The organism is Nibribacter koreensis, assembly GCF_039541795.1.
In the GTDB taxonomy this organism is placed as follows: Bacteria; Bacteroidota; Bacteroidia; order Cytophagales; family Hymenobacteraceae; genus Nibribacter; species Nibribacter koreensis.
The window spans coordinates 964,231-981,026 of sequence record NZ_BAABGX010000001.1; the positions used below are offsets into that span (position 1 = coordinate 964,231).

The 16,796-nt window shown below is 47.4% G+C and carries 12 protein-coding genes; 8 read left to right on the forward strand and 4 right to left on the reverse strand.

Going from position 1 to position 16,796, the window contains the following annotated elements; all coding sequences use genetic code 11:
- Positions 1–57: 57 nt before the first annotated feature.
- From ABD880_RS04160 to ABD880_RS04175, 4 genes are all read left to right on the forward strand, one after another.
- Complete coding sequence (locus ABD880_RS04160) at positions 58–423, forward strand: winged helix-turn-helix transcriptional regulator (protein WP_345162626.1); 366 nt, start codon at positions 58–60, stop codon at positions 421–423.
- A 458-nt stretch (positions 424–881) separates the two neighbouring features.
- Positions 882–1,310: a type II RES/Xre toxin-antitoxin system antitoxin gene (gene parS, locus ABD880_RS04165; protein WP_345162628.1), complete on the forward strand. Its 429-nt coding sequence runs from the start codon at positions 882–884 to the stop codon at positions 1,308–1,310.
- A complete protein-coding gene (locus ABD880_RS04170; RefSeq protein WP_345162630.1) occupies positions 1,307–1,768 on the forward strand; it encodes an RES family NAD+ phosphorylase in 462 nt (153 codons plus the stop codon). Before parS ends, ABD880_RS04170 begins: the two co-directional genes overlap by 4 nt.
- 151 nt (positions 1,769–1,919) lie before the next feature.
- Positions 1,920–3,026: an alpha/beta hydrolase gene (locus ABD880_RS04175; RefSeq protein ID WP_345162632.1), complete on the forward strand. Its 1,107-nt coding sequence runs from the start codon at positions 1,920–1,922 to the stop codon at positions 3,024–3,026.
- 141 nt (positions 3,027–3,167) lie between these two features.
- Here the strand turns inward: ABD880_RS04175 and ABD880_RS04180 are convergent, their stop codons facing one another.
- The 4 genes from ABD880_RS04180 to ABD880_RS04195 all read right to left on the reverse strand — a co-directional run bounded on the left by ABD880_RS04180 (position 3,168) and on the right by ABD880_RS04195 (position 12,475).
- The gene (locus ABD880_RS04180; protein ID WP_345162634.1) at positions 3,168–5,294 is read right to left on the reverse strand and encodes a T9SS type A sorting domain-containing protein; all 2,127 of its coding nucleotides are present in this window, start codon (positions 5,292–5,294) and stop codon (positions 3,168–3,170) included.
- 204 nt (positions 5,295–5,498) lie between these two features.
- Positions 5,499–7,514 carry a T9SS type A sorting domain-containing protein gene (locus tag ABD880_RS04185; protein WP_345162636.1) on the reverse strand — a complete coding sequence of 672 codons (2,016 nt, stop codon included), beginning with the start codon at positions 7,512–7,514 and terminating at the stop codon, positions 5,499–5,501.
- A 443-nt stretch (positions 7,515–7,957) separates the two neighbouring features.
- Positions 7,958–9,997: a T9SS type A sorting domain-containing protein gene (locus tag ABD880_RS04190; protein ID WP_345162638.1), complete on the reverse strand. Its 2,040-nt coding sequence runs from the start codon at positions 9,995–9,997 to the stop codon at positions 7,958–7,960.
- Between the two features lie 426 nt (positions 9,998–10,423).
- The gene (locus ABD880_RS04195; RefSeq protein WP_345162640.1) at positions 10,424–12,475 is read right to left on the reverse strand and encodes a T9SS type A sorting domain-containing protein; all 2,052 of its coding nucleotides are present in this window, start codon (positions 12,473–12,475) and stop codon (positions 10,424–10,426) included.
- 435 nt (positions 12,476–12,910) lie between these two features.
- Between ABD880_RS04195 and ABD880_RS04200 the strand changes: the two genes are divergently transcribed.
- The 4 genes from ABD880_RS04200 (at position 12,911) to ABD880_RS04215 (ending at position 16,679) form a co-directional block, all read left to right on the forward strand.
- A complete protein-coding gene (locus tag ABD880_RS04200) occupies positions 12,911–13,735 on the forward strand; it encodes a PhzF family phenazine biosynthesis protein (RefSeq protein ID WP_345162642.1) in 825 nt (274 codons plus the stop codon).
- 77 nt (positions 13,736–13,812) lie between these two features.
- Entirely contained in the window at positions 13,813–14,502 is a 690-nt protein-coding gene (locus ABD880_RS04205; protein WP_345162644.1) for an outer membrane beta-barrel protein, read from the forward strand.
- A gap of 141 nt (positions 14,503–14,643) precedes the next feature.
- Positions 14,644–15,798 (forward strand): sigma-54-dependent transcriptional regulator, encoded by a 1,155-nt coding sequence (locus ABD880_RS04210; protein WP_345162646.1) that lies wholly within the window; start codon positions 14,644–14,646, stop codon positions 15,796–15,798.
- Positions 15,799–16,175: 377 nt separating this feature from the next.
- Complete coding sequence (locus tag ABD880_RS04215) at positions 16,176–16,679, forward strand: hypothetical protein (RefSeq protein ID WP_345162648.1); 504 nt, start codon at positions 16,176–16,178, stop codon at positions 16,677–16,679.
- Positions 16,680–16,796 lie beyond the last annotated feature (117 nt).

The following is a 16,796-nucleotide window of genomic DNA, read 5'->3' on the forward strand; positions in this document are numbered from 1 at the left end:
TCAAATAGATACCTATATACTCAAGTATACCGGTATCCTACATGAAAGTCATTTGCCATGGAAACCATCACAGTACCAGACACGGGTATGTGCATTACCCACATTCTTCCTATCAGAGACGCCCTTGACATCTTGAGCGGCAAGTGGAAGATACCCATCATTGTAGCTCTCTGCGTGCACAAGCGCCGGTTCAAAGAACTGCATCGCGACGTGACGGGCATTACCGCCAAGATGCTTTCTAAGGAACTGAAGGAGCTGGAGGTGAACAAGCTGGTCAAGCGCACCGTGCATGAGACCTCCCCCGTCACGGTAGAATACTCCATTACGGACTATGGCCACAGCCTGGCACCGGTCATCCGGGAGCTGCGCGACTGGGGCCTCAAACACCGGGATAAGATCATCTACCACCCAGAAGAAGCCTAAGAACTTTCTTTCTGCGTGCAAACTTACATCCGTTTTCGGGCTGTTTTCTAGAAAACAGCCCGAAAACGGATGTTCTATTTTATAATCTCCTGTGATTGGCTTTGTACCACCCCATATTTTTGACTGTTTGAAGTGAAGGTTATTCTATGAGTGAAAGAGAGTTCTATATTTTCGCTCAACTTTTTGCTTTTGGCCTTATTCCGAGAAAATAGGCTGAAATCGGAAGCTCACTTTAAAATTCTCTTAGCTTATTTTTTATGTTAAATACTATAATTAAGCATTGTCCATGATTGTTTTACTTTCATGGAAAATAAGACTGCTTACTCTCTACTCACTCGTATTCTGGCTTCTTCCTTTTTAAGTGCTAGCATTAAAATGGCACCCTCAAAAACTAAATCATGACATTTGTCGTTTTAATTAAGACAAGTTTCGTATCTTTCCTTTCAATTGTAGAAACCATGGCCAAAGCACTTACATTAGACACTACCCTCTCCAATAGTTCTGTAGACGACAGAGACATTCTGTTGCTAGTGCAGACCGTGCGGGCGGGTATTAAATACCCCTTGTTTGTGAAGATTGCCAGCCAGAGTCCATTCAATTTGAGCGAGTGGTCCGTGTTTCTGCATTTGTCTGAGCGCACCATCCAGCGGTACAAAAAAGAGAAGAAAACCTTTGACCCCATTCATTCTGAGAAGATTCTGGAGGTGACCTTATTGTACAAAAGAGGCATTGAGGTGTTTGGAAGTCCCGAGAATTTCAATGCCTGGCTGGAGGCCAAGAACGTGGCCTTGGGTGGCATTACGCCTAAGAGCCTGCTGGACACCACCTTCGGGATAAGTCTTTTGAAGGACGAGTTGACGCGCATTGAACACGGAGTGCTGGCATGATCGTCTACAGGTTAAGCAAGGGCCTGTACAAGCAAGATTTGTCAGGCCGTGGTGCCGAACTGGTAGGCGGGCGCTGGAACAGCAAAGGTACGGCCATGGTCTATACCTGTGAGTCCAGGGCTCTGTGTACCACAGAGATTGCCGTGCACACGCCGCTAGGCATTGTACCCTTTGACTACTGGCTCATCACCATTGAAGTGCCAGACGCCCTACCCTGTTATGACTTACCCCAAGACCAGTTGCCAGCAGACTGGAAAGCGTTTCCGCACCCTAATGCCACGCAACTCCTAGGCGACTCCTTTGCGCGCGAAGGGAAGTTTGTGACCATGAAAGTTCCTTCGGCGGTGGTACATGGGGATCACAATTACCTGCTGAACCCACGGCACCCAGAATTTTCTCAAGTTAAGGTCCTAGATTTTGAGCCTTTCCCATTTGACGAGCGCCTGTTCATTAAATAGACTATGCAGAAGCTTTTAGACTAGTGCAGGGTCTGTGGTGAAAAATAAACTAGGATTAATACCTTAATCCAAAAGATTAGTGTAGGTTTGATCAGACTTATAACAACTCTATCATCCTTGTCTATCCCAACCTATTCCCTACACTCATCCTATGAAAATCAAAATCTCCTTTTCTCTCAGAGCATCCGTCTGTGCCCTGTCCTTTTTCTGCGTGTCATCCTTCTCACTGGCAGATTCAACTTCTAAGGAAAGTATTCTGAGTACTGAGATAGTAATTGGTAATATGCTAGACGAGAAAGGCTTCGTCAAAATAAACGGCATTGACCAGTGGGTGACCATTAAGGGAGACATGTCCAAGCCTGTCATTTTGTTTTTGCACGGCGGCCCAGGTAGTACGTTTAGTCCGTACAGCGAGGCCCTGTTTAAAGGCTGGGAGAAGGACTATGTGTTGGTGCATTGGGACCAGCGCGGCGCCGGTAAAACTTATGGCAAGAACGCGCCTGCCGGGGCTGGCCTAGAGTACTACAAAGCCAACCCGTTGACCTTGGACCAACTTGCCTCAGACGGAATTGCCGTAACCGAGTATGCCTTAAAAAGGGTCAATCAGAAAAAAGCCATCCTCTTCGGGACGTCATGGGGATCTATGTTAGGCGTAAAAATAGCCACCACCCGCCCAGACTTGTACAAAGCTTACATTGGCCATTCGCAGATAGTAGATTTTGCCGGCAATGACAAGAAAGCGTATCAACGCGTTCTGGAATTAGCGCAACAAGCAAAAGACAAAGCTTCTGTAGAAACGTTAACGGCTTTAGGCGAACCACCATATGCCGCGGCCAGAAAGACTGGTCAGTTTATGCGGGTGATCAAGAAGTATGAGCGCGAGAGATCCAAACCAGCGCCAGAAACCTGGTTTCATGTCTCTCCAGAATATGCGTCTGAGGCAGATGCCCAGCACCGCGAAGAAGGAGACGATTACTCCTTCCTGCATTTCGCCGGCGACCAATCCATGGGCATAACCCCCATGGCGGCCTCTGTCAATTATTTAAAAGATGCACTTACCTTCAAAATGCCCGTTTACTTTATTCAAGGCGAAGAAGACATCATCACATCTAAACAGTCTACTAAAGAGTACTTCAATAAAATCAAGGCGCCAAACAAACTGTATTACCTGCTAGGCAACACAGCGCACGGCTTCAATGAGCAGGTCATGGAGACGCTGGCTAAGGTCCTGAAAGAAATCACCAAAGTAAAAAAGTAATACCCTCGTTTTTGGCTTATTTTCTGGAAAACAAGCCAAAAACGAGCAACTAAAATTTGGCAATTCACTATTGAAGCCATCATCAAAAAAAAGCCGCCAAGGTTTAACTTGGCGGCTTTTTCATTTATAACAATTAGAACATTATTCCCTGATCACCTGTACGTTTTGCACCCCATCTTTGGTGATGAGTTTGACTACGTACATGCCCCGCTGAGCTTTTTGAGGAGCCCATTGCAACCTAATATGTTGCCCTGGCTTCCCTTTGGCGTTTGGCCATCTCTGCATCAGCATGCCGGTGAATTCATATACTTCTACGGTATATTCTTCAGAGTCTTTTAGAGTGAAAGATATAATAGTAGAACTGGTGAAAGGGTTCGGGTAGACTTTGAGTTTATTGGTTTCTGTCAAAGTTAAAGCAGGTACTTCTGCCAGGCATTCCCCTAACCTATCCTCAGGATGATTTTTCAAATGTGCTTTTACGGCTTCGTCCGCAAGACATATCATCTGACCCTTGTGGCAAAGCATAACCTTAGTGAGCTTAGAGCCGCACCGCACATCTTTCACTGTAATAGTCACCGATTTTGTGGCAGTACAGGTTCCGTTGCCAATAGTAACCGTGAAGGTGTAAATGCCTGCCTCAGTAGGAGAAAATAGCGTCTCTGCCGTATTTGTATTACTAAGACCACTGGCCGGGCTCCAGGAATAAGTAGTACCACCGCTGGCAGTCAATAGGATAGATTCAGGCCCGTAGCCTAAATACAGGGTTGAGGGTACATCACCGGTGTAGGTGTTGGCCATTCGGGTTAAGGTGATAGATGGAGTTGGCGTCGTACAGGTCTCCCCCTGCGTTTTCACAATCCAGTAGTCAAAATTGCCTACGTTTGCCTCGGTTTTGTCTCCGCTGATGGGTGAGTCAGAGTAGCCGCCCAGGATATAGCCGCCGTTACTGGTATTGTCCATGGAGGTCAGTAAATCACCTTCACTTCCGCCAAAGGTTTTGTCCCAAAGCTTAGTACCGGTGGCATTCAATTTCACAACCCAGTAGTCGCCATAATTCACACTGTTATCTCGTTTTGGCTCTGTTTTATCATGGCTTAAATAAGTTTCAGACCTGCCTCCCACCAAGAAGCCACCGTCTTGCGTAGCTAACAAGGCCCCAAAACGCTCATCTCCGTCACCGCCTAAGGTTTTATCCCATTGAATAGTACCAAGTGGGTCAATTTTGACTACCCAATAGTCTCGGTAGTCTGAGAATTTTCTACGGTTAGGCTCAGATTTGTCAAAATTGGCGCCTGCGTCAGAGTCGCCCCCCAGTAGGTAGCCTCCGTCTGGTGCATGGACCATTTCTCCAATAGTCTGGCCAAAATATCCGTCAACGGCGCCATAGGTTTTATCCCACTCCTGGTTTCCTGTAGCATCTACTTTGACTACCCAGAAATAGAAGTGGCAGTCAGTGATACAAAAAAACTTTTGCGGAGAGGTTTTGTCTCCACTCACCGGAGAAGTAGAGCCACCGCCCAACAAATATCCTCCGTCATTGGTCTGCAACAACGCGTTTAATGCATCAGAGGCGTTTCCGCCGTAGGTTTTATCCCACTGTTGCCTACCTTTTGACGAGAGTTTTACAATCCAATAATCGTTTTCACCTCTAGCATTTTCTGATTTGTTCCCACTTTTGTTAGAGGAAGAACTTCCGCCCAGTAAATAGGCTCCGTCACTTGTTTGTATAATGTCTCCTAAATTATCATCTGCACTCCCACCCACGGTTTGGTCCCACTGGACTTTACCTTTAGCATTGATTTTGACCACCCAATAATCAAAACCTCCCCGGGTGGGGTCAGATTTATTCCCATTGTTCCCAGAATTGGAAGAACCCCCTAGAATGTAGCCTCCGTCTGAGGTTTGTTCAAGAGCCGCCAAGCGGTCAGCCCCATTACCACCGTAGACTTTGTTCCATTCTATGGCTCCGGCGGCGTCTACTTTTATTACCCAAAAGTCTCTATCGCCTCTGCTAGCCTTGGTTTTGTCACCGCTGATTCCGGAAAGGGAAGTTCCGCCCATAATGTAGCCGCCGTCACTGGTGTGCCGCACAATCTTGAGTTCATCACGGTCTGTACCGCCGTAGGTTTTGTCCCATTCCATGGTCTGGCCAAGCGCAAACTGAGAAACCAAACAAAAAACCGTGAGGGATAAGAACCTCTTGCAGAAAATAGTGGTGCGGTAACCAAAAGATACTTTTGCTTTTAGTTGGTATACATACGCCATCATGATGCCTTACATAAAAAAGTGGTAGGATAGAAAAAGCAGGGTTAAAGAACTAGGTAAAATACTTGATGCCTAGAAAGAGAAGACGTAGCTTAAATTTTATTAGTACCCAAGAAATGGCAACTCCATGATGAGTGGCCTTTGGAGTATGCAGAAAAAAAACACAAGGCCTCTGCCAATGTCCAGAGGCCTTGTGTTTACTTTATATTATTGTCTTATTATCTGCCGGTTCTGCACGCCGTCTTTAGTAATGATTTTGACAACATACAGGCCGCGCTCGCCGCGCTTGGGAGTCCAATCCAGTTTGACTTGTTCCCTAGCTTGTGTAGTTGCTCCTGACCATTTTTCCATGAGTCGGCCCTTCCCGTCATATACCTCAATAGTGTACTCCTGGGCCGCAGCAAACTTAACTGCGATGGCAGTGGAACTGGTAAAAGGATTGGGGTAAACTTGAACGTTGGCATCTTCTGCCTTGGTAGCCATCATCTCTTCATTAGCGCACTCGCCCAGTTTATCCTCTGGGTGGTTTTTTAAGTGGGCTTTGACGGCATCATCTGCTATGCAAATCATTCGGCCTTTGTGGCACAGCATGACCTTGGTCAGCTTAGAGCCGCAACGCACGTCCATAACGGTGATGGTGACAGAGGCCGTGGCAGAGCACTCGCCGTTCATGGCCGTCACCGTAAAGGTGTAGATGCCCGCCTCAGTGGGAGAAAATACCGTTTCTGCCGTGTTTGTACTACTCAACCCCGCGGCCGGACTCCATGCATAAGTTGTGCCACCGCTGGCGGTCAGCATGATGGACTCAGGCCCGTAGCCCAGGTACAGGGTAGAAGGAACGTCGCCGGTATAGGTGTTAGCCACTCGGGTCAAAGCGATGGCCGGGGTTGGCGTCATGCAGGTCTCCCCTGACATCTTCACTATCCAGTAGTCAAACCCGCCCACGTTAGCTTCTGATTTATCCCCGCTGATAGGCGATTTGGAGGAACCGCCTATTATATACCCGCCGTCCATGGTATGGTCCATGGAAGCGTGCACGTCATCTCCGGCGCCCCCGAAGGATTTATCCCATAAGGTGGTTCCGGTGCCACTTAATTTCACAACCCAATAGTCACCGGAGTTGTATTCATCCTCATCACGTTGTGGTTCTGTTTTGTCACCGCTAATGCCTGAGGTAGACCTGCCGCCAATCAGGAAGCCACCGTCTGCGGTAGCCAACAGGTCGCCGAACCGTTCGTCGCCTGTGCCACCTACGGTTCTATCCCATAGAATTTGCCCCATGGCGTTGATTTTTACCAACCAAAAGTCTCTGTCGCCACTACTGCTATAATTTGGCGAAGTTTTATCATAGCTTGCCCGGGCCGCATCTGAAGCACCTCCCAATAAGTATCCTCCATCTTGGGTAGCCACCATGTCCAGAATGCTTTCTCCGCTTTCACCGCCGCTGGCTCCCATGGTCCTGTCCCATTCTTTCCTACCGCTGGCATCTACTTTCACCAGCCAAAAGTCTGATGCGCATTCCTCCTCACAGTATCCTCTCTGGGGCTCTGTCTTGTCACCGCTAACCATAGAGACGGAGCTTCCGCCCAATAGGTACCCGCCGTCATTGGTTTGCAGAAGGGAGTGTAAACGGTCATAGGAACTGCCTCCGTAGGTTCTGTCCCATTGTTGTTTTCCTTTAGAGCTGAGCTTTACTATCCAGAAGTCAGACTGTCCCCTGGAATCCTCAGACTTATTTGCACTCTTATTTGAATTGGAACTACCACCCAGCAAATAGCCGCCGTCACTGGTTTGGATAATGTCGCTTAAGTTATCCCCACCACTTCCCCCCAGGGTCTGGTCCCACTGAACCTTTCCCTTGGCATTGATTTTAATCACCCACATGTCACTGCCTCCCCTGCTTGGGTCAGACTTGTTGATGGTCTTGCCTGCGCTAGAAGTACCCCCCAGAATATAGCCACCATCACTGGTTTGCTCCAGCGCAGAGAGCCAGGCTTGGCCATCGTATACCTTTTGCCACTCTATTTTACCAGCGGCGTCTACTTTCACTACCCACATCTCAAGCCCATCACCGCTGTCCTTGGTTTTGTCGCCGCTTATGCCTGAATAGGAATTTCCGGCCATGATGTAGCCGCCGTCACTGGTGTGCCGCACAATCTCCAGCATGTCATCTTCTGTGCCGCCGTAGGTCTTGTCCCATTCTTTAGTTTGGGCAAAAGCCATCACGGACAATAAGAGCCAACAAACCAACAGCAGTACTACTTTAATATCAATAAAAGAATGATTGCCAAAAGTTAATCTGGCTGGATTAGAAAATAGATTTTTAACCATGGTAAATGGATAAATTGTGAGAAACTACTCTGGGGGTTAGCAGAAAAACACAGTTTAGAAAGGGTCACTGTACCGAGGGCGAGAAAATCCTGACAGAAAGAATTAGGCACACTTCTTCCTTGAATGCTCGGTAGGATGGATAGGTTTAACCTTAAGGTTTATTAGGTGGGATATGTATTCATACGAGATGGATTTTAATTAGATAAGATATAAATGTAAAATCTATTAGATTTATCTCATTCCGCAGGCTTTATGATAACCTACTGCTAACCAATATATTTAAAAAGCCGCCAAGACATTCTTAGCGGCTTTTCTTAGACAAAGAATCCTTCTGGTTATTCTCTTACAATTTGGCGGTTCAACACGCCCTCCTTGGTAATGATTTTAACTACGTAGAGCCCACGCTCACCGTGCTTAGGAGCCCAGCTCAACATCACTTGTTCTCCCATATTGCGGGTAGCCCCATTCCAACTCTCCATCAAAATGCCTTTGCCATCATACACCTCCACGGTATATCCCTGGGGTTTTGTCAGACTAAAAGCAATGGTAGTAGAACTGGTGAATGGGTTAGGATATACCTGCACTCTGGCGTTCTCTGCTTTAAAGGCGAGTACTTCATCTCCAAGGCACTCACCCAGACGGTCTTCCGGATGGTTCTTTAAGTGGGCTTTGATGGCTCCTTCTTCTACGCACAGCACCTTCCCATTATGGCAAAGCATGACTTTGTTGTTTTTAGAACCGCAACGTACGTCCATGACGGTTATGGTGACAGAGGCATTGGCGGAGCACTCGCCATTCATGGCTGTCACCGTGAAGGTGTAGACGCCTGGCTCCGTGGGCGTGAACACGGTCTCGGCGGTGTTGGTACTGCTCAGGCCTGTGGATGGGCTCCACATGTAGGTGGTGCCGCCGTTGGCCGTCATGGTCATGGACTTCGGCCCGAAGCCCAGGTACATGTTGTTCATGACGCCGCCAGTGTACGTGTTGGAGCTTGGCGTAAGTGCGATGGCTGGGGTTGGGGTGACGCAGGTCTCTCCTGTCATCTTCACAATCCAGTAGTCTCCAGGGCCAAACCTGGAACCTCCACCGCCTATGTTGCCCTCTGTTTTATCTCCGCTGATAGGTGAATTGGAAGTACCGCCTAAAATATATCCTCCGTCTGTGGTTAGGTCCATAGAAGCGAACAAATCTCTTCCTGCGCCGCCAAAGGTTCGGTCCCAGAGTTTGGCACCCATGGCGTCAATTTTCACCACCCAATAATCGGCTCCACCAACTCTTCCATCGGGAAATGCCTCTGCATCCAGCCGGGGCTCCGTTTTATCACCGCTGACGTTAGAGTCAGACCATCCCCCCAAAAGGAAGCCCCCGTCAGGAGTGGCTAGTAAAGCGCGAAGGTCGTCATTCCTATCTCCGCCTATGGTCCTGTCCCATTGGATGTCACCGGTGGCGTTTATCTTCACCACCCAGTAGTCATAGTAATCATTCCATCCGCTCTTTCTAGGCTCTGACTTGTCAAAATTAGCCTCAGAGTCAGAGACTCCACCCAGTAGATAGCCTCCATCCTGGGTAGACACCATGTCATAAATTCTTTGTCCCACGTCACCGTCCTCTGCGCCATAGGTTCTGTCCCACTCCATATCGCCGGAGGCATCCACTTTCACCACCCAGAAATTAAAGGTGCAGTTTTCCCTGTTACAGTATACCTTTTGAGGAGTGGTCTTATTACCGCTTATGCCAGAGTCAGAGCCGCCGCCCAGCAGATAGCCACCGTCACTGGTCTGAAGGACAGAGCTTAATATTTCCATCCTATTTCCACCATAGGTTCTGAAAAATTGCTGCTTGCCTTTAGAAGATAGCTTCACAATCCAATAGTCGTGATATGTGAGAGCGTCAGAAATTAACGACCCCCACCCCGCCAATAAATAGCCCCCGTCACTGGTTAGGATGAGGTCCCGAATCTCACCACCAACACCAAGACTCCCAGATTGGTCCCACTGCACTTTGCCTTTGGCATTGATTTTAACTACCCAGTAGCCGGTTTCCGGGTCAGAGTTATCGCCAGATTTGCCGGAACTATAATAACTCCCCCCCAGAATATAGCCGCCGTCTGTGGTTTGCTCCATTGTTACCAGCCCTTTGCCACCATAGACTTGGACCCATTCAACGGCTCCAGCTGCGCCTACCTTCACCAACCAGAAACCACGGGAACCGCTTATGCCAGAGGGCGCGGACCCGCCCATGATGTAACCGCCGTCACTGGTTTGCCGGACAATACTTAGTACTTCATAGTCTGTGCTACCGTAGGTTTTGTCCCATTCCTTCATCTGGCCTGACGCTATAGAAGAGAGAAAGCAAAAGACCAGTGTCAGCATCATCGCTTTAATAGGAATAAAAGTAAGTAAGCCAGATTTTTTGCTGGCTGGGTTTAACAATAGCTTTTTTACCATGGTACATGGATAAATTGTGAAATAGTATTTGGTTGTTAGGTAAGACACAGCCTTAGAAAGCAGGCTGTACAAGGTGGCAAGAAGTAGTCAGGTTGGAAGAGAATTGACGTACTTCTTCCTGAGAAGATCTTGTAGGATTGGTATAGAGGAAGCAAAGGAAGGCTACCTTAGATTGGATGTTCTGTTTACGAGTCAAGTCACTTTAAGATAAGCATTTAAGGTTTTTAGTATAAAACTTTAAATACCATTGACTCAACTTCTAGTATGCTATTGGTAGGATAAAGAGGCAAGGCCACTAAGTATTGCTTAGTGGCCTTGCCTCTTTTAAAGTGCAAACATATAAAGGCAATCTATTTATTCCCGTACAACTTGTTTGGTTTGAACGCCGTCTTGCGTAATAACCCTAACAATATACAAGCCCTTTTCCCCATGCTTAGGGGTCCAGTATAATCTTACCTGCTCACCGGCTTTGGCCTTGCCGCTTGGCCACCTTTGCATCAAGGTACCTTTCCCGTCATATACTTCTACTGTGTATTGCTGGGGCTCTGTGAAATCAAGGGCGATGCCTGTGGTAGAGGTAAAAGGATTTGGATACACCTGCACCATAGTACTCTTTTTATGGGAGGCTATCGTGGTTTCTGTGTTACATTCACCTAGCCTATCCTCGGGGTGGTTCTTCAAATGCGCCTTCACGGCTCCATCTTCCACACATAGCATCTTACCGTTATGGCACAGCATGACTTTGCTGTTTTTAGCACCGCACCGTACGTCCACTACGTTGATGGTCACAGAAGTGGTAGCGGTGCACTCTCCTACTCTGGCCGTGACGCTGAAGGTATAGACGCCGGGCGCAGTGGGCGTGAAAACGTACTCTGAATCGGAGATGTAGGTTAGATCATTGACTGGGCTCCAGTAGTAGTTTAAGCCACCACCGGCCGTCAAGGTGATGGACTGCGGCCCATATCCCAGATACAGATTGGACGCCACGCCGCCAGTGTAGGTATTGTCACTTGGCGTGAGTGATATGGCAGGGCTTGGAGGAACGCATTCTCCTTCCCGCAGTTTCACAATCCAAAAATCATACGCTTCTATAGCATGCGTTTTGTCGCCGTTTATTTCAGTATCAGAAGAGCCTCCAACGTAATACCCGCCATCACTAGCTAGGTCTATAGAGGAAAGCTCATCATCTCCAGAGCCGCCAATTGTCTTATCCCAGAGTTTAGCACCCATTGCATCTAACTTCACCACCCAGTAGTCACTATTGTTTACATCAGTATCTCTACTTGGCTCCGTCTTATCATCACTTACGCCAGATCTGGAACTGCCTCCTACCAGATAGCCGCCATCTGAGGTAGCCAGCAATGCGCCAAGCCTATCAATGCCATCACCACCCAATGTCCGATCCCATTGAATGTCACCGGTGGCGTTAATCTTCACCACCCAATAATCCATGTAGTCTGAATAGGTGCTTTTATTAGGCTCTGATTTGTCAAAGTTGGCATCTGAGTCTGAGGAGCCTCCCAGCAGGTAGCCGCCGTCTTGGGTGTGCACCATGTCAACAATGCTTTGCCCGGTTTCTCCGCCGGTGGCCCCATACATCCGGTCCCACTCTTTCATGCCGTCAGCATCTATTTTCACTACCCAAAAATTAAAGTAACACTCATCTTCACAGTACACTTTCTGCGGCGAGGTCACATCACCCCCTACATGAGAGGTGGATCCACCACCCAGCAAAAAGCCTCCGTCGCTGGTTTCTAACACAGAGTTCAACAAATCAGCACCATTGCCTCCATAGGTTTTGTCCCATTCTGTTGCACCTATAGCGTTTAGCTTAACTACCCAATAGTCATACCCCCCTCTGGAAGCTTGCGTCTTATCCCCGCTTATGCCAGAGTAAGAATGGCCACCTAATAAATACCCCCCGTCGCTGGTTTGAATGACGTCGTTTAAAAATTCAGCCGCATTACCACCAACGGTCTGTTGCCATTGAATATCACCGTTGGCATCTAATTTAAGGACCCAATAGTCGCTGCTTCCCATAAGAGGTTCAGATTTGTCACCGCTAATGTCTGAACTGGAGGTACCACCTAGAATATAGCCGCCATCACTTGTCTGTTCTAATGCCATGAGCAAGTCTGGCCCCAAGCCGCCATAAAACTTTTTCCATTCAATTTCTCCCGTGGCATCTACTTTAAAAATTAGGAATTCTTCCCGGTTATGACCTTCATAGATGATGTCACTATCCTCTGGGTCAATAGTATAGCCACCAACAATATAGCCCCCGTCACTGGTTTGCCTCACAATCTCTAAATAATCCCCTTCACTGCCCCCGTACACTCTATCCCACTCTATCACTTGGCTAAACGCCGTGGAGGAGAGCAGGAAGAAAGTAAATAAGAGAGCCACTTTGTGGAGCGCAGTACATTTTTGAGGGCCAAGCGAATTCTTGGCAGAATTTGTAAATAGAATTTTAACCATGGTACATGGATAAATGGTAAAAAATAGCTTGGTTTATGTAGAAAAGACACAGCCTTGAAAACAGACTGTACCGAGTGGCAAGAAATAGCTGAGCCGGAAGATGAAGAGATGTAACCTTCCTGTGCGCTTTTAAATAGGATTGCCAGGTTTTGCGGCCAAACGGAATACCGCAATGGATAGAATACTTTCTTTTTGTACGAGTTAAGTTACTTTAAGATAACCTGTTACCTTTTGAAAAGGCTTGGTTTAACTTCTCCCCTCAGGCGCAACCCCTACAATCCCCTGCCCAAGAAAGAATAAGGAAAAACGCCTAACCCATGGCATTTCTCCTATATTCTAAAAGAAATCCTCTATTTTTCCTGCATGAACATAAAGACCTACATCATAGACGCGTTCACGCAGGAGGCTTTTAAGGGAAACCCGGCAGGTGTCTGTTTACTGGAAACTGAATTGACTCCTACTGTCATGCAATCCATTGCCACTGAGATGAACCACTCTGAGACGGCCTTTCTGTTGCCTTCTACTGAGATGGAGGGTGAGTTTAAGATCAGGTTTTTTACGCCTACCACAGAGATTGCCTTTTGCGGGCATGCCACCCTCGCCTCGGCTAAACTGGTCCTGGAGAAACTTAATTACAACAACGCTACTTTTGTAACGGGCCACAACCTTCGGCTAGAAGTGAGTCAGGAACATGACGGCCGCATACTCATGCACTTTCCTATGTATGCGCCGGTGGCCAAGGAACCCATCCCTGAAGTGTATGCCGCCCTGGGCATAACGGAGGAAGACTGCGTTGGCACTTTTTACGCCGATCCCTTAGCCATGCTCATTGTCCAGGTGAAGAGCCAGAAAACCCTGCTTGGCTTAAAACCAGACTACCAAAGCCTCATCCATGATGCCCCCTTTTTGAAAGGGCTGGCGGTGACCTCGCCCTCAGAAGATGAGGCTTATGACTTTAGTTCACGTTGCTTCTGGCCTTGGGTGGGCATCAATGAAGATCCCGTGACGGGTTCTGCCCACAGCGCACTGGCCCCTTTCTGGGCGTTTATCCTGGGCAAGACAGAATTGCGGGCCTACCAGGCCTCTACGCGCGGCGGCAGCATGGACTTGTCTTTGATGCCGGCCAAAAACCAGGTAGAGGTAAGAAGCCATGCGCAAATTGTGCTGGAAGGCGTCCTGTTTTTGTAAAATTTCGTATACCCTCCCGTTCTATACCCACTCAGGCCTTTTTACCACCCAGTAAAATACTGGCCTTCATTGCTTCTATGAAAAGATTACTCTTTGCCTGCCTTCTTTTAGTGTCAAACCTGGTCCAGGCGCAACAACCTTTATTTGACAGAGACCTTAAACTTAGCCTCAACCAGACGTTTACCAAAGATGAACTGGAGGCTAATGATCCCACCATTCATCAATACACGTTCAGTCCAAAGACCGGGGGCTCGGCAGAAGTCTATTTTAGCAGGTATGTGGCGGGTAGCTTTTACGGCAAGGGAGGTGTGGGTTTGCGCATGAGTCAGTTTGGGTATACCATTGAAAACAAAGCCATGGAAGCCAAATGGCAGGGAGACCAGACGCTGCTCATGCTCACCGTTCCGCTTTTACTGGAGAACAGGTTTGGCGAGCGGTTTAGGATAAGCTATGGTCTAACGCCTTACGCCCTGCTTTACCACAAAGAAGATTTAACCCCGGCAGACGGCAACGCCCAGGCGGCTATGGATTCTTTTCAGGACACCAAATACAACCTGGTAGGCTTGCAGATGCAGGTGGGCACGTCTTTTAAGCTGACCAGCAACGTGTCTTTGGCTGTAGATTACAATTACCTGTTTTCTAATTTGATAAAGGAGCAGATTGAGCAAGGGTCTGTGATGATACCCGCCAACCTGCGCCTGCACACGGTAAGCGCCGGCATTCTCTATAACCTGAACAAGAAGACAGGACGGTCCAAACGTTTGTAAGATATAATGGCTCAGGAACGCTTCATTTTTGGCCTGTTATACAGAAAACAAGCCAAAAACGGCAGGTGGTCATGCACCTGTGCCGCAAATAAAAATAATCGCGTACTTGCATCGTTCGCATAAGCAAAGAATAAGAAAATCATGCCTAAGATTCTGATCATTGACGATGAGCGTAGCATCCGGTACACGCTCAAAGAGATTCTGGAATACGAAAGTTACATTGTAGACGAGGCCGAGGACGGCGAGCGCGGCCTGGACATGCTCCAGAAAAGTAGGTACGACGTGGTACTTTGTGACATCAAAATGCCTAAGATGGATGGCATGGAGGTTTTGGAACGCGCTACTATTCTGGTACCAGACACGCCTTTTATCATGATATCTGCGCACGGCACCATTGACACTGCCGTAGAAGCCACCAAGAAAGGCGCCTATGATTTTCTGGTAAAGCCCCCAGACCTCAACCGCCTATTGGTATCTGTGCGAAACGCCTTAGACAAGGCCCATCTGGTCACCGAAACCAAGACCCTCAAAAAGAAAATCTCCAAGGCCTATGAGATGGTGGGGGCCTCACCTGCCTTGGGCAAGGTAAAATCTGCCATTGCCAAAGTAGCGCCCACAGACGCCCGTGTTCTTATTACAGGACCAAACGGGGCTGGTAAGGAACTGGTAGCACGTTCTTTGCACGAGCAGAGCAGCCGCGCCCAAGGCCCTATGGTAGAAGTAAACTGCGCCGCCATTCCCAGTGAGTTGATAGAAAGCGAGTTGTTTGGGCATGAAAAGGGCTCTTTTACGTCGGCGGTAAAGCAGCGCATTGGCAAGTTTGAGCAGGCCAACGGCGGCACCTTGTTTCTGGATGAGATAGGCGACATGAGCCTTTCTGCCCAGGCCAAGGTCTTGCGCGCCTTACAAGAACACAAGATCACCCGCGTGGGCGGCGACAAAGACATTACCGTAGACGTGCGCGTAGTGGCGGCCACCAACAAAAACCTTTTGGAGGAGATTGAGGCCAAGAACTTTAGGGAAGATTTATACCACCGCCTGAGCGTGATCTTGATTCACGTACCACCCCTAAACGACCGTCGCGAAGACATTCCAGACCTGGTAGAGAAGTTCTTGCAGGACGTAGCCCGTGACTACGGCAACAAACCCAAAGCCATCACCCCAGAGGCCATGACCTATCTGCAAGGGCTAGACTGGCGCGGGAACGTACGCGAGCTTAGGAACGTGGTAGAGCGACTGGTCATCATGAGCGAAGAAACTATCACTGAAGAAGACGCCAAGCAGTTTGCCAAGTAGCACCAATTTATGCTGAGAACCGGAAACGCCACAGATGTGAATAATTGTGGCGTTTTCGTTTTTTGGCTGTTTTCCGAAAATCAGACCAAAAACAGAAGGGTTCTGACCAAGATTGTTTTTTATCTAGGCTTAAACGTATATAAACGCTTTAAGCGTTTATATACGTTTAAGCCTTTTTCCACTCATGCCAATGAGTAAAGCCAATATACTCTAGACCTGAACATTCCTAAAATCCCCTCCCCGTGGCACCTGGATAAAGTTTTTTGCCAACAATATTTATTAAAGTACTTTAGACTTTATCATAACAAAACACTCCGCACATAGTGCAGATAAGCCGAATAGTTCGGTTTAGCAGATAGTTAGCACCAATATTAAATATGAAAAAAAGTTACTTGTACTTAATTGCCTTAGTTGCTTTGATAGTTGGTTGCAAAGTGTCAAAACCAACAACTAGCCAGATTGGCGCAACAATAATAGAAGGAATCGGAATTCAAGGAATAAGGGTTGGAGATAAGATTGACGATGTTCTGAAAATTACTGGCAAACCATCAAAAAATGATGATGAATACTATTACTTCTATGACAAAGGATTTGAATTTACTGTATCAGACAATAAAGTAAAGACTATATTTTTTTATTACCTCTCAAAAAAATATCAACCTTTTAATGGACCAACCGACAAAGGAATAAAGAAAGAAAGCACTATTGAAGAAGTCTTAGAAAGATATGGAGAACCTGAAAGAACTGGAAAATCTATAATGTCATCATATTCTGATTTCGCAGGACAAGAGGATTACAACTTAAACTATTATTCAAAAGGAATTACTTTCACTTTCTACAACAAGAAACTAGCTGACATTCGGATCTACAAACAAGAATAAATACAAGTGCTAACAAGGCATAAACATCATGCTTCGGCCGACGGCCTTGCACATTGTTTATACTAGACGTTGACAGTAATGTCATTATAAAAATATACCTAGCTGAATCATTTACAC